At 66.3% G+C, this 21031-nt stretch carries 23 protein-coding genes; 13 read left to right on the plus strand and 10 right to left on the minus strand.

Annotated elements, in window-relative coordinates:
* Window positions 1-26: 26 nt before the first annotated feature.
* The 6 genes from A5698_RS27390 to A5698_RS27415 all read left to right on the plus strand — a co-directional run bounded on the left by A5698_RS27390 (window position 27) and on the right by A5698_RS27415 (window position 5699).
* On the plus strand, window positions 27-1313 hold the full coding sequence (locus A5698_RS27390; RefSeq protein ID WP_068303705.1) for a sensor histidine kinase: 1287 nt from the start codon (window positions 27-29) through the stop codon (window positions 1311-1313).
* Complete coding sequence (locus tag A5698_RS27395) at window positions 1301-1945, plus strand: response regulator transcription factor (RefSeq protein ID WP_068303608.1); 645 nt, start codon at window positions 1301-1303, stop codon at window positions 1943-1945. Before A5698_RS27390 ends, A5698_RS27395 begins: the two co-directional genes overlap by 13 nt.
* An 18-nt stretch (window positions 1946-1963) precedes the next feature.
* A complete protein-coding gene (locus A5698_RS27400; protein WP_068303617.1) occupies window positions 1964-2494 on the plus strand; it encodes a DUF6197 family protein in 531 nt (176 codons plus the stop codon).
* A gap of 199 nt (window positions 2495-2693) precedes the next feature.
* Window positions 2694-3359, plus strand: a complete 666-nt coding sequence (locus tag A5698_RS27405; RefSeq protein ID WP_156670921.1) for a DUF4097 family beta strand repeat-containing protein — start codon at window positions 2694-2696, stop codon at window positions 3357-3359.
* A 258-nt stretch (window positions 3360-3617) separates the two neighbouring features.
* Window positions 3618-4319, plus strand: coding sequence for a two-component system response regulator PrrA (gene prrA / locus A5698_RS27410; RefSeq protein WP_068303624.1), 702 nt, complete (start codon window positions 3618-3620; stop codon window positions 4317-4319).
* A 36-nt stretch (window positions 4320-4355) separates the two neighbouring features.
* On the plus strand, window positions 4356-5699 hold the full coding sequence (locus A5698_RS27415; protein WP_068303626.1) for a HAMP domain-containing sensor histidine kinase: 1344 nt from the start codon (window positions 4356-4358) through the stop codon (window positions 5697-5699).
* Between the two features lies 1 nt (window position 5700).
* On the opposite strand, the gene A5698_RS27420 is transcribed toward A5698_RS27415, so the two are convergent.
* The gene (locus tag A5698_RS27420; protein WP_068303628.1) at window positions 5701-6075 is read right to left on the minus strand and encodes an FKBP-type peptidyl-prolyl cis-trans isomerase; all 375 of its coding nucleotides are present in this window, start codon (window positions 6073-6075) and stop codon (window positions 5701-5703) included.
* A gap of 30 nt (window positions 6076-6105) precedes the next feature.
* Here A5698_RS27420 and A5698_RS27425 point away from each other — a divergent pair, with 30 nt between their 5' ends.
* Together A5698_RS27425 and A5698_RS27430 are read left to right on the plus strand one after the other, a co-directional pair.
* Complete coding sequence (locus A5698_RS27425) at window positions 6106-6354, plus strand: DUF2630 family protein (RefSeq protein WP_068303632.1); 249 nt, start codon at window positions 6106-6108, stop codon at window positions 6352-6354.
* Between the two features lie 23 nt (window positions 6355-6377).
* The gene (locus A5698_RS27430) at window positions 6378-7889 is read left to right on the plus strand and encodes a phytoene desaturase family protein (protein WP_231967574.1); all 1512 of its coding nucleotides are present in this window, start codon (window positions 6378-6380) and stop codon (window positions 7887-7889) included.
* Here the strand turns inward: A5698_RS27430 and A5698_RS27435 are convergent.
* From A5698_RS27435 to pdxH, 5 genes are all read right to left on the minus strand, one after another.
* The gene (locus A5698_RS27435; protein ID WP_068303637.1) at window positions 7886-8302 is read right to left on the minus strand and encodes a MarR family winged helix-turn-helix transcriptional regulator; all 417 of its coding nucleotides are present in this window, start codon (window positions 8300-8302) and stop codon (window positions 7886-7888) included. The two genes, A5698_RS27430 and A5698_RS27435, sit on opposite strands and share 4 nt — an antisense overlap.
* Window positions 8292-9728: a DHA2 family efflux MFS transporter permease subunit gene (locus A5698_RS27440; RefSeq protein WP_156670922.1), complete on the minus strand. Its 1437-nt coding sequence runs from the start codon at window positions 9726-9728 to the stop codon at window positions 8292-8294. Before A5698_RS27440 ends, A5698_RS27435 begins: the two co-directional genes overlap by 11 nt.
* Window positions 9729-9869: 141 nt before the next feature.
* Entirely contained in the window at window positions 9870-11177 is a 1308-nt protein-coding gene (locus A5698_RS27445; RefSeq protein ID WP_084792652.1) for a citrate synthase, read from the minus strand.
* Between the two features lie 96 nt (window positions 11178-11273).
* On the minus strand, window positions 11274-11924 hold the full coding sequence (locus tag A5698_RS27450; protein ID WP_068303640.1) for a TetR family transcriptional regulator: 651 nt from the start codon (window positions 11922-11924) through the stop codon (window positions 11274-11276).
* Between the two features lie 111 nt (window positions 11925-12035).
* Window positions 12036-12665: a pyridoxamine 5'-phosphate oxidase gene (pdxH, locus tag A5698_RS27455; protein WP_068303646.1), complete on the minus strand. Its 630-nt coding sequence runs from the start codon at window positions 12663-12665 to the stop codon at window positions 12036-12038.
* A 116-nt stretch (window positions 12666-12781) separates the two neighbouring features.
* On the opposite strand from pdxH, the gene A5698_RS27460 reads away from it, so the two are divergent.
* The 3 genes from A5698_RS27460 (at window position 12782) to A5698_RS27470 (ending at window position 15073) form a co-directional block, all read left to right on the plus strand.
* Complete coding sequence (locus A5698_RS27460) at window positions 12782-13900, plus strand: citrate synthase 2 (RefSeq protein ID WP_068303649.1); 1119 nt, start codon at window positions 12782-12784, stop codon at window positions 13898-13900.
* Entirely contained in the window at window positions 13897-14499 is a 603-nt protein-coding gene (locus A5698_RS27465) for a maleylpyruvate isomerase family mycothiol-dependent enzyme (RefSeq protein WP_156670923.1), read from the plus strand. Before A5698_RS27460 ends, A5698_RS27465 begins: the two co-directional genes overlap by 4 nt.
* A 118-nt stretch (window positions 14500-14617) precedes the next feature.
* Window positions 14618-15073 (plus strand): VOC family protein, encoded by a 456-nt coding sequence (locus A5698_RS27470; protein WP_068303652.1) that lies wholly within the window; start codon window positions 14618-14620, stop codon window positions 15071-15073.
* Between the two features lie 2 nt (window positions 15074-15075).
* On the opposite strand, the gene A5698_RS27475 is transcribed toward A5698_RS27470, so the two are convergent.
* The 3 genes from A5698_RS27475 to A5698_RS27485 all read right to left on the minus strand — a co-directional run bounded on the left by A5698_RS27475 (window position 15076) and on the right by A5698_RS27485 (window position 18440).
* Window positions 15076-16752, minus strand: a complete 1677-nt coding sequence (locus A5698_RS27475) for an FAD-dependent oxidoreductase (protein WP_068303655.1) — start codon at window positions 16750-16752, stop codon at window positions 15076-15078.
* Window positions 16753-16762: 10 nt separating this feature from the next.
* On the minus strand, window positions 16763-17776 hold the full coding sequence (locus tag A5698_RS27480; RefSeq protein WP_068303658.1) for an AurF N-oxygenase family protein: 1014 nt from the start codon (window positions 17774-17776) through the stop codon (window positions 16763-16765).
* A gap of 175 nt (window positions 17777-17951) precedes the next feature.
* Window positions 17952-18440 carry a CAP domain-containing protein gene (locus tag A5698_RS27485; RefSeq protein ID WP_084792653.1) on the minus strand — a complete coding sequence of 163 codons (489 nt, stop codon included), beginning with the start codon at window positions 18438-18440 and terminating at the stop codon, window positions 17952-17954.
* Window positions 18441-18590: 150 nt separating this feature from the next.
* On the opposite strand from A5698_RS27485, the gene serC reads away from it, so the two are divergent.
* A complete protein-coding gene (gene serC, locus A5698_RS27490; protein ID WP_068303664.1) occupies window positions 18591-19736 on the plus strand; it encodes a phosphoserine transaminase in 1146 nt (381 codons plus the stop codon).
* A gap of 83 nt (window positions 19737-19819) precedes the next feature.
* Complete coding sequence (sepH, locus tag A5698_RS27495) at window positions 19820-20641, plus strand: septation protein SepH (RefSeq protein ID WP_068303667.1); 822 nt, start codon at window positions 19820-19822, stop codon at window positions 20639-20641.
* 114 nt (window positions 20642-20755) lie between these two features.
* On the opposite strand, the gene A5698_RS27500 is transcribed toward sepH, so the two are convergent.
* Complete coding sequence (locus A5698_RS27500) at window positions 20756-21028, minus strand: DUF2537 domain-containing protein (protein ID WP_067088210.1); 273 nt, start codon at window positions 21026-21028, stop codon at window positions 20756-20758.
* Window positions 21029-21031: the final 3 nt, after the last annotated feature.

Raw genomic sequence — 21031 nt, forward strand, 5'->3', positions numbered from 1 at the left:
GTACTTTGAACTGTGTGGTCACGGTCATGAACCAGGAGGTCAAGCCGATAACGGCTGATCCAACCTCGTCACCAGCGCGCCGGCGAATCGGCTTACTACCGAGCGCATCGTTGCTCGTCGGCGCGGTGATCGCCATCGTTTGGCTGTGGTTCCCGAGCATGATCGTGCTCATCGGTTTCGCAACCATTCCGACGGTGATCGGGTTTTTGGTCGCCGTGGTCCTATTTGTGTATCTCATGCGCGGCGCGCAGTGGCTCGAGCGCCTGCGAAGCGAGGCCGTCTTCGGCATGAACATCCCCGTGCCGCCACGAATTGAGTCCCCTTACAACGGCTTTGGACGCTGGGTCCATCAGCTGTGGCTTGACATCAGTAGTGCCCGGTTCTGGAAGGGCTGCGCACATCACCTTCTCCGGATGGTCTACGACTTCCTCGCCGGTGGGCTGGCCCTCCTGCTGCTGGCGTTCGGGTTTCTGGCGCCGGCAATGACCATTGCGATGAGCCGCAGCGACGACGACGCCGGGCTGACCTTCTTGCCACCGGCGCTGGCGTGGCCGCTGGCCGTGGTCGCGTTGGCGGTCGCAGTCGCAATTGTGCTGTTCGCGCCCATTCTCGACGCCAAGATCGACCTCTGGCTGCTCTCGTCGTCACCGGCGGCCTTGCTGCAAGACGAGGTGAACGCGCTGACCGACGCCAGAATGGGGGCAGTGTCATCAGCGCATGCCGAGCGACGCCGCATCGAGCGCGATCTTCATGACAGCGTGCAGTCTCGTCTCGTCTCGCTGGCGATGACGATCGGCCTCGCCCAGACCAAATTCGACAACGACCCGTCTGCCGCCAAGGCTCTGATCGCCGAGGCCCACGATGACGCGAAAACCGCTCTGGTGGAACTACGCAACGTCGTGCGTGGTATTGCCCCGACGATCCTCTCCGACCGAGGACTGGATGCCGCGCTGTCGTCTGTGGTGCACCGCGCCGCCGTTCCGACAACTCTCGATATCGACCTACCGCGGCGCATTCCAGAAGAAACCGAAGCCGTCGCGTATTTCGTCGTCGCCGAATCCCTCACCAACATCGCCAAACACGCACACGCGTCGCGAGCCGTCGTGACGGTGCACCTCGATGAGACCGAGAACAAGCTCCACGTCTCCGTTTTCGACGACGGCCGCGGCGGCGCGCAGATCACCACCAGCGCGAACGCGACCGGCCTTCGTGGTCTGTCCGATCGAGTGCGTGCTGCGCGCGGGACATTCACGGTTTCCAGTCCCGACAACGGGCCCACGACTGTCATGGCGGTGCTGCCATGCGCATCGTGATCGCCGAGGACTCTGCGCTGTTGCGAGCGGGTGTGGAACGCATTCTGGTCGACGCAGGCCATGAGGTGGTGGCGAGCGTGTCTGACGCTTCGAATCTGCTCTCCCTGGTCAACGAGGTCAAACCCGATCTCGTGATCGTGGATGTGCGGATGCCTCCAACGTTCACCGACGAGGGGATTCGCGCCGCCGCGCAGTTGCGGAGCCAGAATCCGGAGTCGCCCGTTCTGGTGTTGTCGCACTACGTCGAAGAGCGATACGCCTCCGACCTGATCACCTCTGATACCCGCGGCTTCGGCTATCTGCTCAAGGACCGTGTCGCCGACGTGCCAGCGTTCCTGGACGCGGTATCGGTCGTAGGCGGCGGTGGGACCGTGCTCGACCCAGAGGTCGTGTCCCAGATTCTCGCGCGATCGCATCGCCGCAGCACCCTCGACCAGCTCACCCCGCGCGAACGCGACGTGCTGCAGTTGATGGCCGAGGGACGGACGAACTCGGCGATTGCCACGACCCTGCACATGTCGACCGGGTCCGCCGAGAAGCACATCGCCTCCATCTTCACGAAGTTCGGACTCGCACCCGATGACACCGAAAACCGCCGTGTGCTTGCGGTTCTGCGTTTCCTCGAGTCTTAACAGGAAGGGATAGAAATCATGACAACGATCGTGACTCCAGCCGATCAGCGGCTGATGATGAAGTCGGACCGAGAGGTGATCGACGACGCCCTGGCACTCATCGAGGTTGACGGTGGGTGGACGCAAGGCACCTACTGCCGAGATGGTGACGGATTTGAGGTTCACCCGGCCGCGGCGATCCCAGGTGGATGGGTACGCAAGCGCACCGAGCACGTTGGTGGGGGCGGTTACGTGGTGCGGACCGAACCCGGGGCAACCCCATGCAGCTTTTGCCTCGGTGGGGCGCTCCGCGTAGCGGCAGGCTACTGGCAATCAGCGAATCCCCGCGCCGCGCAGGCACAGATCGATCGCCTGGAGAACCTGCTCTTGCAGTTGGCCAACTCCGTCGATGTGCCGGGTTGGTTGACCCTCCAGGCCTATAACGACGACCCGCACACCACCAAGGCCGACGCGGTGCTCACGCTCAAACGAGCTGCCACCTCGATGCATCGAAGCATCTTCGTGCAGCTTCCGAGTCACTCAGAGGTGCCGCCCTACGCGCCGGCGTAGCGACGTCATCTCCCTTATGGTGACTCCTCACCCGCACCTGAGGGACGGCGGGCCTCGTACCGCGATGCGCGTTGTGCTCGTCGTGCTTGCCGCCGTGGTGGTTTTCGTCGCCGTCGGCGGCCTGGCGACGCTTGCGGTGGGCCTCAGCGGCACTCGGGTCGTCACGGACTCACAAGAGTTGCCGGCCGGCGTACGAGCGTTGACTCTGGACACCGGTGACCTCCCATTGGCCGTACGCCTCATCACCGACTCCGATGCCAGCCGGCCATACGTCGACTTACGGATGCTCACCAGGGCCGTCGACACCCAGATGATGGTCGCAAATGATGCCGCCGACAGCCGGGTCACGCTCGGTGACAGTGGTTCTGCCTTCCCACTTCCTTTCGGTGTCGACACCGGAGAAATAACGGTCATCCTTCCGCCAGGCGTCGCGAAGGGCCTGCGCGTGACGGTCACCCATCAAACCGGTCCGATCGAGAGCGAGGCGGACCTCGATCAACTGATCGTGAGGACCGATACCGGCACCGTCACACTCAGCGGTTCGGCCCGCTTGATGGATATCACCGTCCGAAACGGTGATATCGACACCGGCGCAAGGATCGCCGTCACCGAATCCTTTAGGGCGATAACCCAATCCGGTCGCGTCTCAGTCGAATTTCGTGCCGCCCCGCGCACTACCGAAGCGGTCGCCTCCGGGCAGGTCACCCTGGGTCTGCCTGGCGCAACCCCATATCGAATAACCGCTGGATCCGCGACGCCCCACGGCAATGTGATCGTGACGGCGCCTCAAACCAGCGAGTTGAGCGCCCCCGTGGTGACCGCCCGTTCGACGAGCGGAAATGTGGTCGTCAGCCAGATTCGCTGAAGCAGCCCGAACCGCGTGCCGGCTTGCCGCCGACACCAACGATCGGTCGGCTTCAGCAAAGACCGTAAATGAGCGCGGCAAACCGTTTACCGTGGCGTCGCTGCCCGATGTCGACCCGGTATCCGAGATAACCACGCACCGCATTCGGCAGGGGCGCCGCGACGTCACCAGTCAAATCCGCGTCACCCGCGCGGGGGCGCAGGTCGCGTCAGCACGGCCTCCCGCGATCCAATGAGTCCTTCAGGCAATATTGGCTATATGGAAAGTGGCGGTGCCTCCCCTCGGGTTCTCGTGGTCGACGACGACCCTGACGTACTCGCCTCGCTCGAGCGGGGCCTGCGGCTATCGGGGTTCGACGTGGCCACCGCGGTGGACGGCGCCGAGGCGCTGCGCAGCGCGACCGAAACCCGGCCGGACGCGATCGTCCTCGACATCAACATGCCTGTCCTCGACGGCGTCAGCGTGGTCACCGCTTTGCGCGCAATGGATAACGACGTGCCTGTCTGCGTGCTGTCGGCCCGCAGTTCGGTCGACGACCGTGTCGCCGGCCTCGAGGCCGGCGCCGACGACTACCTGGTGAAACCCTTCGTGCTCGCCGAACTGGTGGCCCGCGTGAAGGCCCTGCTGCGTCGGCGCGGCTCGACCGCGACCTTCTCCTCCGAAACCATCCAGGTCGGTCCCCTCGAAGTGGACATCCCCGGCCGTCGCGCCCGGGTCAACGGCGTCGACGTCGACCTGACCAAACGCGAATTCGACCTGCTCGCGGTGCTGGCCGAGCACAAGACGGCCGTGCTCTCCCGCGCGCAGCTGCTCGAACTCGTCTGGGGCTACGACTTCGCCGCCGACACCAACGTCGTCGACGTTTTCATCGGCTACTTGCGCCGCAAGCTCGAAGCGGGCGGCGCCCCCCGACTCCTGCATACCGTCCGCGGAGTGGGTTTCGTCCTGCGGACTCAGTGATGAGCGCTCGCGCGAAGAACCAACGATGAAGACCCGATGAACCTGCTGTCGCGGATCTTCCGCCGAACCCCCTCGCTGCGCACCCGCGTGGCACTGGCCACCGCGATTGGCGCCGCCATCGTCGTCGTCATCGTGGGAACGGTGGTCTGGGTCGGCATCACCAACGACCGCAAGGAGCGCCTCGACCGGCGACTCGACGAGGCCGCCGGCTTCGCGATCCCCTTCCTCCCCCGCGGTCTGGACGAGATCCCGAAATCTCCCACCAACCAGGACGCCGTCATCACCGTCCATCGCGGTGCAGAGGTGACGTCCAACTCCGACGTCGTCCTCCCGCAGCTGCCACCCGGGTACGCCGACACCTATGTCGACGGCGTGCGGTACCGCGTCCGCACCGTCGACATCCCCTACTACCCCGGCCCGATGTCGGTTGCCGTGGGCGCCACCTACGACGCCACCATCGCCGACACCAACAACCTGCACCGGCGGGTGATCATCATCTGCGTCTTCGCGGTCGGCGCCGCGTCGGTGTTCGGCTGGGTGCTGGCCGCGTTCGCCGTGCGCCCACTCAAAAGCCTGGCGCGCCAGACTCGCCAGATCGACGCCGGCGATGAGGACCCCGACGTCGAAGTCCGCGGCGCGACGGAGGCCGTCGAGATCGCCGAGGCCGTCAAAGGCCTGGTCGAACGCGTCTGGAGGGAGCAGGACCGGACGAAGGCCGCGCTGGCGTCGGCGCGCGACTTCGCATCGGTGTCCGCCCACGAACTGCGGACGCCATTAACGGCGATGCGGACCAACCTCGAAGTGCTGTCCACCCTCGACCTGCCCGAGGACCAGCGCAAAGAGGTGGTCAACGACGTGATCCGGACGCAATCACGCATCGAGGCCACGCTCGGCGCGCTGGAGCGCCTGGCCCAGGGCGAGCTGTCGACCGCTGACGACCACGTGCCCGTCGACATCACCGAGTTGCTGGACCGCGCCGCCCACGACGCGATGCGGGTCTACCCCGATCTCGAGGTATCGCTGGTTCCCGCGCCGACGATCATCATCGTGGGCCTGCCCGCAGGGCTGCGATTGGCGGTCGACAACGCCATCGCCAATGCCGTGAAGCATGGCGGCGCGACCCGGGTGCAGCTGTCGGCGGTCAGTTCGCGGGAGGGCGTGGAGATCGCGATCGACGACGACGGCGTCGGTATTCCCGAGGAAGAGCGCTCGATCGTGTTCGAGCGATTCTCCCGCGGGTCGACCGCGTCGGTCTCGGGCTCGGGTCTCGGCCTGGCGCTCGTCGCGCAGCAGGCCGAATTACACGGCGGCACAGCCTCTTTAGCGGAGAGTCCGCTCGGCGGTGCCCGCCTGCTGCTGCGGCTGCCCGGCCATCAGTGAGCTACCGCGTGGCCAACAGGTCAATGACGAAGATCAGCGTTTTGCCCGACAGCCGGTGGCCGCCACCCGCGGGGCCGTAGGCCTGCTCCGGCGGGATGACGAGCTGTCGCCGCCCGCCGACCTTCATTCCCGGGATGCCCTCCTGCCAGCCCTGAATGAGGCCGCGCAGCGGAAACTCGATCGACTCGCCTCGGTTCCACGAACTGTCGAATTCCTCGCCGGTGTCGTACTCCACACCGACGTAGTGCACCTCGACGTTGGCGCCAGGCACCGCCTCGGCGCCGCCACCGACGACCAGATCGGTAATCACCAGCTCACTGGGCGGAGGGCCGTCGGGGAATTCGATTTCGGGTTTCTGCCCTGAACTTGAAGTCACGCACTCACGGTAGTCGGGCAGACTGGTGCCGTGACCAAAGACCAAGACATTCTCAACCAGGTCAACAAGCTGGTCGCCGAGGAGCAGGAACTCCGGGCGAAGCTTCAGAACCGAGAGATCGACGAGTCCGAGGAGCACAAACGGCTCCAGGCCGTCGAGGTGCAGCTCGATCAGTGCTGGGATCTGCTGCGGCAGCGCCGGGCCAAGCGGGAGACGGGCGGTGATCCGCGGGAAGCGGAGGTGCGTCCGCCCGACGAGGTCGAGGGCTACCTCAACTGACTTCTCGTTATGACGCCGTCGTCGTGGGCGGCGGGCACAATGGTCTCGTCGCGGCGGCCTATCTCGCCAAGGCTGGTCGCCGAGTGCGGGTGCTGGAGCGACTCGACCATGTGGGCGGGGCGGCCGTGTCGGCGCACGCCTTCGAGGGAGTCGACGCTCGGCTCTCCCGCTACTCCTATCTCGTCAGCCTGCTCCCGCGGCGCATAGTCGACGACCTCGGCGTGCGGGTGCGGTTGCTTCGCCGCCGCTACTCGTCGTACACGCCCGATCCCGCGAACGGCGGCCGCACGGGATTGCTGATCGGGCCGGTGTCGACGTTCGACGCCATCGGCGCGGGCGACGACGAGGCGCGGCTCGCCGACTTCTACCAGCGGTGTGGCGGCCTCATCGAAAGGTTGTGGCCGACGCTGCTGGAGCCGCTTCAGACCCGCAGTCAGGCTCGTCGTCTCGTCGATGACGACCCTGCGTGGCGAATGATGATCGACGAGCCGATTGGCCACGCCATCACCTCCGCCGTCGACAACGACATCGTGCGCGGCGTGATGGCTACCGACGCGCTGATCGGGACGTTCGCCAGTCTCGACGACCCGTCGCTGATTCAGAACGTGTGTTTTCTCTACCACCTGCTGGGCAACGGGACCGGTGACTGGGACGTGCCGATCGGAGGAATGGGCGCCGTCAGCGGCGCGCTGTCGGCCGCCGCTACCGGCTTCGGCGCCGAAATCACATGTGGTGCGGAGGTTTACGCGATCGACCCGGCCGGCGAGGTACGGTTCAACTGCGACGGCGCCGAGCAGGTGGTCCACGGCAACGTGGTTCTGGCCAATGTCACACCGACTGTGCTGGCGGGCTTGATGGGTGAGCGACCGCCGGAGTCGACGCCGGGTGCGCAGGTCAAGGTGAACCTGATGCTGCGACGGCTACCACGCTTGCGTGACGACGCCGTGGCACCCGAGCAGGCATTCGGCGGTACGTTACACATCAACGAGACATTCAGCCAGCTGAACAAGGCGTACTCGCGAGCGGATCACGGGGTGGTGCCCGACCCGCTACCATGTGAGATCTACTGCCACTCGTTGACCGACCCGTCGATCCTCTCGGACGAACTCCGTGCCGCCGGGGCGCAGACGTTGACGGTGTTCGGCCTGCACACTCCGCACCATCTCGTGTCGTCCGGCGATCCGGATCGCATGCGCGACTCTTTGACCTCGGCGGTGCTCAACTCTTTGAATTCCGTTCTGGCCGAACCCATTCACGATGTGGTGATGGAGGATTCCGCGGGTCGGCTGTGCATCGAGACGAAGACGACAGTCGACCTCGAGCACTCGCTCGGCATGACGGGCGGGCACATCTTTCACGGCGGGTTGGCGTGGCCGTTCGCCGAGGACGATGAGCCACTCGACACCCCCGCGCAGCGTTGGGGTGTGGCGACTGCTCATAATCGAATCCTGTTGTGCGGCTCGGCATCGCGACGAGGTGGGGGCGTCTCAGGCATCGGCGGGCACAATGCCGCGATGGCGGTGCTGGAGGGCTAGGACCGCAACTTCGCGATGATGGCGCGCAGCGCCTGCAGCTCGCCTTTATCCAGCGCGGTCATGACCTCGGGCGCCGGGTCGTCGATCGCGTCGATCTTGCTGGCCATCGCACGACCGGCGTCGGTGAGTGAGACCCGTTTGCACCGACGGTTTTCCGGATCGACCTGACGCACCACCAACCCGCGCCCCTCCAAGTCGTTGACAGCGACGGTCGCCGCCGGCGCGTCGATAGTCGCCGCGTGCGCCAACTCCTTGACCGTCATCGGCCGCCGGCTCAACCGCCGCAGGATGCGCACCCTGCTGAACGGCAACCCCGACTGTTCCACGACCGCCCTTTTCCAACTGTCGTGGTTCTCGATGACGAACGCCGCCATCGCCCGCCACGCCTCGTCGGCCACCCGCTTACCGGACATCGGCCGCCACCAACGGTTCCAGTCGATCCGCCGACCTCAACGCCCTACCCGACGTCGAATACCAGCCCAACACGATGATCGCCACACCCAGCACTGCGCAGATCAGCCACAGCGGCCGGGTCGCCGTAGCAAAGTCCGGACCCATCGCTACCAGCGCACCGCCAGCAACCGAACCACACAGCGCCACACCAATACTCACGCCGACCTGCCTACTGGTCGACGCAATCGCCGACGCGGCGCCCGCACGATCGGTCGGCATACCGCTGACCGCCGCGTTGGTCACCGGCGCATTGACCATCGAGAACCCGATACCGAAGACCGCGAAGATCACCAACAGTTCCCAGACCGGCGTCGTCGCCGACAGCTGGGCGAGCATCACCGTCGCCGCCGTGATCAGTGTCCCGGCGATCAACAGTGACGGCCGCGCCCCGAACCGCCCGACCATCCGGCCCGACAACGGCGAGAACACCAGCGCCCCAACGGCGATCGGCAGATAGATCAAGCCCGTGTGGAAAGCCGAGAAGCCGCGTTCGTCCTGCAGATACAGCGACATCATGAACAGGAAAGCACCCCACGACGCGAATGCACACACCGCGATCATCGTCGCCGACGCAAACGGGATGCTCCGGAAGAACCTCAGATCGATGAACGGGTCCACCCTGCGCGCCTCGTATGCCAAAAAGCCGACGAATGCCACCGCCGCGGCCACCGCGACTGCGACCGTTCGAACGTCACCCCAGCCCAATCCAGGGCCCTCGATCAGCACGAAGACCAGGCCGAACAGGAACGCCATCCCCAACGCCTGCCCGATCGGATCGAGGTCGCGCATCGTCGCCGACTTGGACGCCGGAACGAAGATCACGGTCAACAGAATCGCCAGCGCACAGATCGGCAGGTTGATCCAGAACACCGCCCGCCAGTTCATCCACTCGATGAGCGCACCACCGACGATCGGACCGGCCGCCATCGAGATTCCGACGACCCCGCCCCAGATGCCGATGGCTCGAGCCCGTTCCACCCGACCGGTGAACACCTGCGTGATGATCGACATCGCGACCGGGTTCATCATCGACCCGCCGATCGCCTGCAGGAAGCGCGCGGCGATCAGCGTCTCGATGTTCGGCGCCAGGCTGCACAACAGTGACGCGACCGCGAACACCGTCAGCCCGATCTGGAAGGTCCCGCGCCGGCCGAACCGGTCGGCCGTCGCACCCGACAACAGCAGCAACGACGCCAACACCAGCGTGTAGATGTCGATCACCCACTGCAGCTGAGAACCGGTGGCGTGCAGGTCGGCGCGGATGTTCGGAATCGCGACGTTCACGATCGTCGCGTCCATCGACACGATCAACAGGCTCAGGCAGCAAGTCACCAGGATGATGGCCTTGCGCCGAGCGCTCATTGACGCGACGACGGTTTCATTCACCCAACAATTGTGAAACTACAACTGTTTGCCTGGCAAGGCGCTCGAAGGGTGACGCTCGTGACACCGCGAGGGTGCGCGAATTGCTGCTCGAGGCTGGCGTGTCGTATGCAAACCCGCACGCTCGCGGTGAACGGAAGCCGGCTAGCGGCTGCTGACGTCCTTGTAGTCCCGCTCGGTGTAACCGGTGTAGATCTGGCGCGGACGGCCGATCTTGCCGCTGCCCTCGTCGTGCATCTCCCGCCAGTGTGCGATCCAGCCGGGCAACCGGCCAAGCGCGAACAGCACGGTGAACATGCGCGTCGGGAAGCCCATCGCCCGGTAGATCACGCCGGTGTAGAAGTCGACGTTCGGGTAGAGCTTGCGCTCGATGAAGAAGTCGTCGGTCAGGGCGGCTTCCTCGAGAGTCCGTGCGATGTCCAGCATCTCGTCGTCGCCGCCGAGCTTGCCGAGGATCTTGTCCGCCTGCTCCTTGACGATGCGGGCGCGCGGGTCGTAGTTCTTGTAGACCCGGTGGCCGAAGCCCATCAGCTTCACGCCGTCCTCGCGGTTCTTCACCTTCTTGATGAACTCGTGAACGTCGAAGTCGGCCTGGCGGATCTTCTCCAGCATCTCCAGCACCGCCTGATTGGCGCCGCCGTGCAGCGGGCCCCACAGCGCGTTGATGCCGCCGGAGATCGACGTGAACAGGTTCGCCTGCGACGAGCCGACCAGCCGCACCGTCGACGTCGAGCAGTTCTGCTCATGGTCGGCGTGCAGGATGAACAGCATGTCCAGCGCGCGGACGATCTCCGGGTCCACCTCGTATGGCTCGGCCGGGAAACCGAAGGTCATGCGCAGGAAGTTCTCGACCAGCGTCAGCGAGTTGTCGGGATACAGGAACGGCTGGCCCGCCGACTTCTTGTAGGCGTACGCCGCGATGGTCGGCAGCTTGGCAAGCAGGCGGATCGTCGACAGCTCGACCTGGTTGTCGTCGAAGGGGTCGAGCGAGTCCTCGTAGTACGTCGACAGCGCGTTGACCGCGCTCGACAGCACCGGCATCGGGTGCGCATTGGCCGGGAAGCCGTCGAAGAACCGCTTGAGATCCTCGTGCAGCAGGGTGTGCCGCTGGATCTTGGTGGTGAATTCAGCCAGCTGCTCCTTGGTGGGCAGCTCACCGTAGATGAGCAGGTAGCTCACCTCGATGAAGTTCGACTTCTCCGCCAGCTGTTCGATCGGGTAGCCGCGGTAGCGCAGGATCCCGGCCTCACCGTCGATGTAGGTGATCGCGCTCTTGGTCGACGCGGTGTTGACGAAGCCCTCGTCGTACGTCGTGTAGCCCGACTTGGCCAGCAGTGAACCCAGCGCGATGCCATCCGAGCCTTCAGTGGCGGAAACGATGTCAAGGTCGAGCGTGCCACCGGGGTAGGAGAGGGTGGCTTGCCCTTCCCCACTCTTCGCGTTATCGGCCACGAGGTTCCCTTCGTCGCTGCTGGGAGTATTCGAACATTGCTCCTACAAAAGGTAGTCCCATTCCGGCAGCCGCGCCCCGGCGGGGGCGTCAGTTGCTCAGACGGGCTGATGCAGATTACCCGCAAACTCGGCGAACTCACCGAATACCGCCTTCAGGCGATCGATGAGGTCGTCGACGGAGACCTTCGACCAGTCCCGATTGTCGTGCGCGACGCTTCCCAGCGCCGTCATCATCACCGCACCCCAGACCGCGGCCATGAGCCTGACCTTCTGATCGTGGAGCGAAACCCCGAGTCGGGAGGCCAACGCGCGTTCGATCGCATTGCCGCGAAACTCCACGCTGGCCTGGCGCAGGATCGACGACGTCACGATGATCCGGGTGATGCACAGCAGCCGCTCGGCAGTCAACTCGCCGGGCCGCGCCCGCTTGGCGGCTTCGACCATCGCGACGTTGGCTTGCAGCAGAGCCTCATAGTGGTTGACTTCGTCGCCCTGGCGGGCGAGTTCCACGGCGGTTCGGTCGAGAATCTCGTCGACCAACGCCAGCGCGACCGCCTCTTTGGTCGGGAAGTACCGGCTGAAGGTGCGGGACGAGACGTCGGCCACCGCGGCGATCTGGTCCACCGTGGTGTTGTCGAAACCCTGACTGTTGCACAGCTCCACAGCGGCGTCGATGAGAGTCGCTCGCGTGCGCAGCTTCTTGCGCTCGCGCAGCCCGAGAGTCTGCGCCCCCCTACCGTCAGACACGAACGCGATCCTAATCGCCGAATCTATGAATGAGCTAAGAATTCGCAGAAGCCGAAACATGATCGACGTCTGCATTTCGGGCTGTTGCCCCGCCGCAGCTAACGCCGAATCTTACGGCTGCAGCCGCTCGACCCGCCCCTCCTGAATCCGAATCCTGTTGTGCACCCGGTTCTCCCGGCCCTGCCAGAACTCCACGACCTCGGCCGCGATCAGATAGCCGCCCCAATTCGGCGGCACGGGAACCGTTTCATGGTCAGCGAATCGCTGCGTCACCTCCGCCAGTTGGTCCAGCAGCGCGGCGCGGGACGCGATCGGCTTCGACTGGTACGACGCCCACGCGCCGAGCTGCGACCCCCGCGGGCGCTTGGACCAGTATTCGGCCGTATCCTCTGCGGAGACCTTTGTGACCGGTCCGCGCACGTGGACCTGGCGCCCGATCGGGTACCACGGAAACGTGGCCGACGCGTACGGCGTCGCGGCCAACTGCTCGCCCTTGTCTGAGTCGTAGTTGGTGTAGAACGTGATGCCGGCGTCGTCGACGCTCTTGCACAACACCGATCGGGTCACGGGCCGTCCGTGACCGTCCACCGTGCCGACCACCATCGCATTGGGTTCAGCGACACCGGCGCGCTCGGCGTCGGCTAACCACTTGCGCAGCAACGTAACCCAGCCGTCGGCCAGCCAATCCACATCGAGATCGGGACTGCCGTCTTTTTCCGCCGAACCGTATTCCACCCGCATCCTCGCCAAGCGTTCTGCGCCTACCTCCGCCACGCGACAACGCTACGCCCAGACCGCGCACCGCGGTGTCAGCAACCGCCAGATGACCCTCGCCCCGCGGGTGCAAGAATCTGGCCATGAGCACGGTGCCTGAAGATTTCGTACCCGGCCTCGAAGGCGTCGTCGCCTTCACCTCCGAGATCGCCGAACCCGACAAGGACGGCGGCGCGCTGCGGTACCGCGGCGTCGACATCGAAGACTTGGTCAACCAGCGGGTGACCTTCGGTGACGTGTGGGCGCTGCTGGTCGACGGCAAGTTCGGCAACGGACTGCCGCCCGCCGAACCCTTCCCGCTGCCCATTCACAGCGGCGATGTGCGCGTGGACGTCCAGGCGGGGCTCGCGATGCTGGCGCCGATCTGGGGCTATCCCCCGCTGCTGGACATCGACGACGCCACCGCCCGCGACCACCTCGCCCGGGCTTCGGTGATGGCGTTGTCCTACGTCGCGCAATCGGCGCGCGGTATCTACCAACCCGCGGTACCCCAGCGCACCATCGACGAATGCTCAACGGTGACCGAGCGATTCATGACCCGCTGGCAGGGCGATCCCGATCCCCGCCATGTGGAGGCCATCGACGCCTACTGGGTCAGCGCAGCCGAACACGGCATGAACGCCTCGACGTTCACCGCCCGCGTGATCGCGTCGACGGGGGCCGACGTCGCTGCCGCCCTGTCCGGCGCGATCGGCGCGATGAGCGGGCCGCTGCACGGCGGCGCCCCAGCCCGCGTGATCCCGATGATCGAGGAGGCCGAGAAGACCGGCGACGCCCGCGCGGTGGTCAAAGGCATCCTGGACCGCAAGGAGAAGCTGATGGGCTTCGGGCATCGGGTCTACCGTGCCGAGGATCCGCGGGCCCGGGTGCTGCGCGCGACGGCCAAGCGGCTCGAGGCCCCGCGCTATGAGGTGGCCGCCGCGCTCGAACAGGCCGCCCTGACCGAGCTGCGCGAGCGGCGGCCGGACCGCGCCATCGAGACCAACGTCGAGTTCTGGGCGGCGGTGATCCTGGACTTCGCGCAGGTGCCGACCAAGATGATGCCCGCGATGTTCACCTGCGGCCGCACCGCGGGCTGGTGTGCGCACATCCTCGAGCAGAAGCGGCTCGGCAAGCTGGTGCGTCCGTCGGCGATCTACGTCGGCCCGGCGCCGCGCAGCCCGGAGTCGGTCGAGGGCTGGGACCAGATCGTCCGGTCGTGACCCCGACGTTCGCCGCGGCGGCACACAGTTTCGCGGACCTCGTCGGCCGGATTCCCGCCGACGCGTGGTCGAAGCTGGGGCTGGGTGACTGGGATGTGCGCTCGCTGGTCGGGCACACGTCACGGTCGCTCATCACGGTGCTCACCTACCTCGAGACCACCGCCGACCGCGCGGACATCGCCTCCCCGCAGGAGTACTACGCGCGGGTGAATCCGACCGCCCTGGGCATGGATCCCGCCGACGTCGCCGAGCGGGGCAGGCAGGCTGGCCGCGACCTGGGTGACGATCCGGCAGCGGCGGTCGCCGACCTCGTCACACAGGCTTTGGCGCGCGTGGAGACGGCGGACGATCCGCTGATCCAGGTGATCGGCGGGCTGGGCATCCGGCTGCGGGACTACCTGCCGACGCGGACGTTCGAGCTGGCCGTGCACAGCCTGGATATCGCACGCGCCATTGGGATTTCGTTCACACTGCCGCCATCGGTGCTCGAGGAGGCGTTGGTGTTGGCGGCTCGGATCGCGGCCCAGGAGCACGGTGAGACGGTGCTGATGGCGCTGACCGGACGCGACGAGCTGCCGCCGTCCTTTTCGATCGTCTGATCCTGTCGGTGGTCGGTGGTTGCATGGGCCACGTACCGATGAATTCGGCGCTCGACGCAGGTCGGTACTGGTGACCCCCTCCGCGGGCGCAAACCCGAAATCGAAAGGAGCCCTGCACATGGCCATCGAGGTAAAGCCAGAGGTATCCCCCATGCTCACGGTCAGCGACGGCGCCGCGGCCATCGACTTCTACGTCAAGGCGTTCGGCGCCGAGGAACTCGGCCGGGTGCCCGGACCGGACGGGAAGAAGCTGTTCCACGCGGCGCTGCGGCTCAACGGTTCGTTGGTGATGCTCAACGACGATTTTTCGGAGATGAACGACGGCAGGTCGGAGACGCCGGAGGCGTTCGGCGGTTCGCCTGTGACGATTCACCTGACGGTCACCGATGTCGACGCCAAGTTCCAAAAGGCGGTCGAGGCCGGTGCGACCGTCGTGATGCCGCTCGATGACATGTTCTGGGGCGACCGCTACGGCGTGCTACGCGACCCGTTCGGGCATTTGTGGTCGATGGGGCAGCCGATGCGTGAGGTCAGCCCACAGGAGATCGAGAAGGCCATCCACCAGCCCCAGTGACGTCAGCGGCGCAGGCCGGCGAGTAAACGTCGGCCGAACCGCGGCGCGTCCGCTTTCGCAGCGGTCAGCATGTCGGCGACCGCGGTGAACTTCACGCGCGGGCGCTCGTCGCCGCCGCGGGCGATCTCGGCAGCGTCGATCGCCTTCCACCCGGCCGAGTCGACCGTGTCGGGACGTCGGCTGTGCACGAGTTTGTCGAGTGCGCCCGGCTTGTACAGCGGGTCGCGCAGCCTGCCGTCGTTGTAGTCGGCGACCAGGTTGTGCACTGTCTGTGCGGCGCACGATTTGTTGGTGCCGATGAACCCCGTCGGTCCGCGCTTGATCCACCCGGCGACGTAGCTGCCGGGAACCGGCTCGCCCGACCGGGGGTCGACGACGCGTCCGCCGTCGTTGGGAACGACCGCCATAGACTCGTCGAAGGGCAGGCCGCGAATCGGCTTGCCGCAGTAGCCGATCGAGGTCAGCACCAGCCCCGCGTCGACCCGACGGACCTCGTCGGTTCCGGTGACCGTGAACTCGATCGCGTCGGTCCGGTCCCCGCCCACCACCCGCTTTGGCGTCATCCGGTACGCCAGGCGGATCCGCGGCCGTGTCGCCGGCGCCGAGGTATCCCCGAGCTTGCTCAGGACTTCCAACTTGTTGCGCGTCAACGGATCTCCGGCCGCGGCCAGGTCCCGGTCCACCAGTTCGTGATCGGCAGGCGACAGCACCACGTCGCACGTCGACGTCAACCCCAACAGCTCGGGCAGCGTGAAGGCCGAGTCCTTCGGCCCGCGCCGAGCCGCGATCACGACCTCGGTCACCTTGGATTCGCGAAGCACGGCTAACGCGTGATCGGAGATGTCGGTTCGCGCAAGCACGTCCGGGGGTGTGGCGAGGATGCGTGCGACGTCGAGGGCGACGTTGCCGTTGCCGATGATGGCAACCCGTTCGTGTCCCAAATCGATTGGCAGCGAATCGAAATCGGGATGACCGTTGTACCAGGCCACGAAATCGGTGGCGGTGCCCGTACCCGGCAGGCCCATCCCGGCGATGTCGAGCCGCCGGTCGTTGGGCGCCCCCACCGCGTAGAGCACGGCGTGGTGATGTTCGAGCAGCTCGTCGTGTGTGACGTCCGTGCCCACCTCGACGTTGAGGTAGAAGGTGAAGCCCGGCTGCGCCGCTACCTTGTCGAACAGTTTGGTCACCCGCTTGGTGTTCTGATGGTCGGGCGCGACACCCGCGCGCACCAACCCGTACGGCGTGGGCAGCCGCTCGAAAACGTTGACGCACACGCCCTTCTGGGTGAGCAATTCGTCGGCGGCGTACATCGCGGCGGGCCCGGAACCGACGATCGCGACGGTCAGCGGTCCGCCGGCGCGCGGATACACCACCGGCGCCTCGATGACCGGTGCCAGCTTCGACGTCGGCGGCAGCTTGCCGTCCGGTTCGGGATAGAAGGCCGCGTTCACCTCGACGAACGGAAGCTGCTCCGGCGTCAACTTCGAATCGTGCGATATCGCCCCGACCGGACACGCCGACACACACGCGCCGCAGTCGACGCACGCCACGGGATCGATGTAGAGCATCTCGGCGGTCGCGAAACCGGGCTCATCGGGGGTCGGATGAATGCAGTTGACCGGGCACGCGTAGACACAGGACCCGTCGCTGCAACACGACTGGGTGATCACATGCGGCACGTCGCGTGTCCTAGGCGGCGATCACGTGCTGGCGGGCCGGTTCGCTGCGGTAACGGCTTGGCTTGCCGTCGATCTTGCAGAGCCGCCACATCAACCTGGCGAACGGGTTCATCAATCCGGTCTCATGGCACAGCATCCGAACATCGCCGAACATGTCGCGCAGGAACTGGCGGGACTTCGGCGCGCGGAAGAACAGCTCCTTGCGCACCGAGCGCGGGATGTCGAACTCACGCCAGAAAGCCTTGGGCGGCACGATGATCGCCTGGCACAACACCCGCATGATGATCGGCACGTTCAACGACAGCCAGAACCGCTGACGGCGGTTGAGCCGCGGCAGGCGCTTGCGCAGATACTCGTGCGCGAACGAGATGTGACGGGCCTCCTCCGCCACATGGATGGCCATCACCCGCTCCATGATCGGGTGCAGTTCCTTGCCCTCGCGCAACACGTTCTTCTGCGTGTGGTCGATCGGCTCCTCGCCGGCGAGCACGCCGAAGAAGAACGGGATCGGCAGCGGTCCGGCCACGAGCGGGATGAACGGCGACAGCCACCGCAGCATGCGGGGCATGCCCGGCACGTCGGCGCCGATGCGGTTGACCATCTCCTGGAACATCATCGTGTGGTTGCACTCTTCGACCGACTCGTGCAGGCAGTACCGGTACTCGGGTGACCCGTTCGGAACCCAGAACGCGTAGTTCGTCAGCCCGCGGATGAGGATGATCTCGAACTGCAAACCGACCTTCGCGACGTTGGCCTGGCGCCACATTCCGATCTCGATCTGTCGTTCGAGCGGTTGCGCCTGGTACCAGGGGTGTCCACCGAGCGGGTCGGTCGCGGGCAGCACCCAGCGCGGGTCGTTCTCGGTGACCGCGAACTCCGGGGAGTCCCAGTCGATGTCGGTGTACGGATCGAAGTTCCGCCGCACCGACCCCTCGGACAGCGTGGTGAGCGTGTCGACGTAGTCGGCGTCCTCGGTGACTTCCATGTTGCGACGCCATCGCCTGACCAGTCGGGTTCGCGCCATTCTCGGACCTCCCCTATGAGGTTTACATTCGCGCCTCTGATGTCCAACAACGGTACCGGAGGTATCGCCTACTGAACATACCCCCGAGCGCGATGTGTCACACGGGGTCAAAGACATCGAGATGTGATCGCGGTCACAGCTGTGGGTGTCCGCGAGGAGAGGTGAGCGCCGGGCGCTATCTGCTGCCGAACTCGCCCACGGCGGCGGCCCTGGGGCCGTTGCGCACCACGGCGACACCGACTTCGGTCATGCCGCAGTCGGTGATGATCGCGCGGTGCCCGGGGCTGTTCATCCACCAGTTGACCGCTTCGGCGGGGACGGCCCCGACCCCGGTGCTCCAGAAGATGATCTCGCCGGCGTTGGAGAATTGCGTGTAGCCGGCGGCGGTGATGCGCTGGCCGACGGACGACCCGTCCGAACCGGTGTGGCTACGAACGTTGTTGGCGAGCATGTCGTTGGCCTGCCGGGCCGCGGCGGAGCTCAGCTGCGGGTTTCCCGCAACCGGGCCGCAGCCGTTCGCGGCGCGTGCCGCATTGATCTCGTTCAAGAGTGCGCCGTCGTCGGCGCCATCGGCCTGGGCCGGGCCCGCGACAAGCGGTGCGCATACCGCCAGAGCACCCGTGCAGATGGAAAACAGGACCGAGCTTCTTCTACGACTGTTCACGTGCCCCCCTGGGCTCGAGCTTCAGTCCCCGACAGGTCACAGTATGGACACAACGAGGTCTCTATGTAGGTCGTTTACCCACGTTTGTGACATAACTCTGCCGCCCATCCCCGCGCGGGCCGCGCAGGACCGGTCATTACTGTTGAGCGCATGTCGCAGCCAGATGCTCTTCGCCCGAGCGGCTCATCGGCCCTCGCGATCCCCGCCGACCTCAAACCGCGCGATGGCCGTTTCGGCTGCGGACCCTCAAAGGTCCGGCCCGAACAGCTGGCCGCGCTCGCCGTGGCGGGTGACCTGTTCGGAACCTCGCATCGCCAGGCGCCGGTGAAGAACCTGGTCGGCCGGGTGCGCGACGGTCTGCGTGAGCTGTTCTCGGTGCCCGACGGGTACGAGGTGATCCTCGGCAACGGCGGCACCACCGCGTTCTGGGATGCGGCGGCGTTCGGCCTGATCGAGAAGCGTTCGCTGCACCTGACCTACGGCGAGTTCAGCGCGAAGTTCGCCTCGGCGGTGGCCAAGAACCCGTTCGTGGGCGACCCCGTCGTCGTCAAGGCCGATCCGGGCAGCGCGCCGGCACCCACGTCCGATCCGTCGGTCGACCTGATCGGCTGGGCGCACAACGAGACGTCGACGGGCGTCGCGGTGCCCGTGCAGCGTCCAGACGGTTCGGGCGACGCGTTGATCGCGATCGACGCGACGTCCGCGGCGGGCGGGCTGCCGGTCGACATCACCGAATCAGACGTCTACTACTTCGCTCCGCAGAAGAACTTCGCCGGCGACGGCGGGCTGTGGGTGGCGATCATGTCGCCGGCCGCGCTCGCCCGCGTCGAGGCGATCGCGGGCGCGGGTCGCTGGGTGCCCGAATTCTTGTCGCTGCCGATCGCGATCGAGAACAGTCTCAAGAACCAGACGTACAACACCCCGGCGATCGGCACCTTGATCCTGTTCGCCGAGCAGCTGGACTGGCTGCTGGGCAACGGTGGCCTGGACTGGGCGGTCAAGCGCACGGCGGATTCGTCGCAGCGGCTGTACGGCTGGGCCGACGCGGCGCAGTTCGCGACGCCGTTCGTCACCAACCCGGCGTTGCGCTCGCAGGTGGTGGGCACCGTGGACTTCAACGACGACGTCGACGCGGCCGCGGTGGCCAAGACGCTGCGGGCCAACGGCATCGTCGACACCGAGCCCTACCGCAAGCTGGGCCGCAACCAGCTGCGGGTGGGCATGTTCCCGGCCGTCGACCCGGAGGATGTCAGCGCGTTGACTGCATGCATCGACTGGGTAGTGTCGCGTCTTTAGCCCGCGTGTCATACCAGGTAACGGGCGGATAACGCAGTACTGTCCGGTTGATCGGGCTTCGCGTTAGCCCGGAGGAGGTCGCCATGCGGGAACTCAAAGTCGTCGGACTCGATGTTGACGGCAAACGAATCATCTGCGAGGCCGACGGCTCCGGCGAGAAGTTCACGCTGCTACGCGACGATCGGTTGCGGGCCGCCGTCCGTGGTGACCAGGTGGGTTCGAGTCAGACACGAGACGAGGCCGAGGTTCAAACCGTGCTGCGACCCAAGGAGATTCAGTCCCGGATCAGGGCCGGTGCATCCGTCGAGCAAGTCGCGGAGGCTTCGGGCGTCGACGTGTCCCGCGTCGAGCGGTTCGCGCATCCGGTGTTGCTCGAGCGTGCCCGCGCCGCCGAGCTGGCAACCGCCGCGCATCCTGTGCTCGCCGACGGGCCGTCGGTCCTGACCCTGCTGGAGACGGTCACGACGGCTCTGATCGCGCGGGGGCTCGACCCGGACGCGCCGACCTGGGATGCGTGGCGTAACGAGGACGGCCGCTGGACGGTGCGGCTGGCATGGAAAGCAGGTAGGTCTGACCTCGCGGCGCATTTCCGCTTTTCTCCCGGCGCCCATGGTGGGACGGTCACCGCGTTCGACGATGCGGCATCCGAACTGATCGACCCGAACTTCACTCGACCGCTGCGCCCCGTCGCCGCGCTGCCCGAGCCGCAGGTCGAGGTCGAGGTCGAGGAGCCGACGCTTCCGATCGACCCGCCGGTGCAGGCGACCCCACCCGAGCCCCAGCCCGACGAAGCCCCGGAGCCCGTCGCGCCGAAACCGGCCAAGGCCCGCAGGGGTAAGGCCAAGCCCGCGGTTCCGGCTTGGGAGGACGTCCTGCTGGGCGTTCGCTCCAGCGGCCAGCGCTGAGTTCCTCCCGCACTTCTTCCCGCGAGCAGTCGCAAAACTGCCCGAAATCGCGCGAATTTGGGCAGTTTTGCGACTGCTCGGCAGGACGGGGCGACCCCCTGAGTTCGGCTCAGGTCAGCTGCTGAGCGCGACGGCGAGCACGACCAGCCACGCGGCGGCCACGCCGACGCCGGAGCCCAGCACGAACCACCGCCACACCGGCCGATTGCGCCACCCCCACACCGTCGGGGCCAGGCCGCCGACCGCGACCAGGTTGAGCCCGATCGCCAGCAGGGGATGCAGCCGCAGCAGGCCGAGGCTGAGCACCACGATCGCGGCCGCGATCACCGCCGCGACGAACGCCGCCACCGTCAACCCCATCGCCCACGGCGTCGAGTCGTCGGTCATCTC

Source organism: Mycobacterium sp. E136 (assembly GCF_001666865.1).
In the GTDB taxonomy this organism is placed as follows: domain Bacteria; phylum Actinomycetota; class Actinomycetes; order Mycobacteriales; family Mycobacteriaceae; genus Mycobacterium.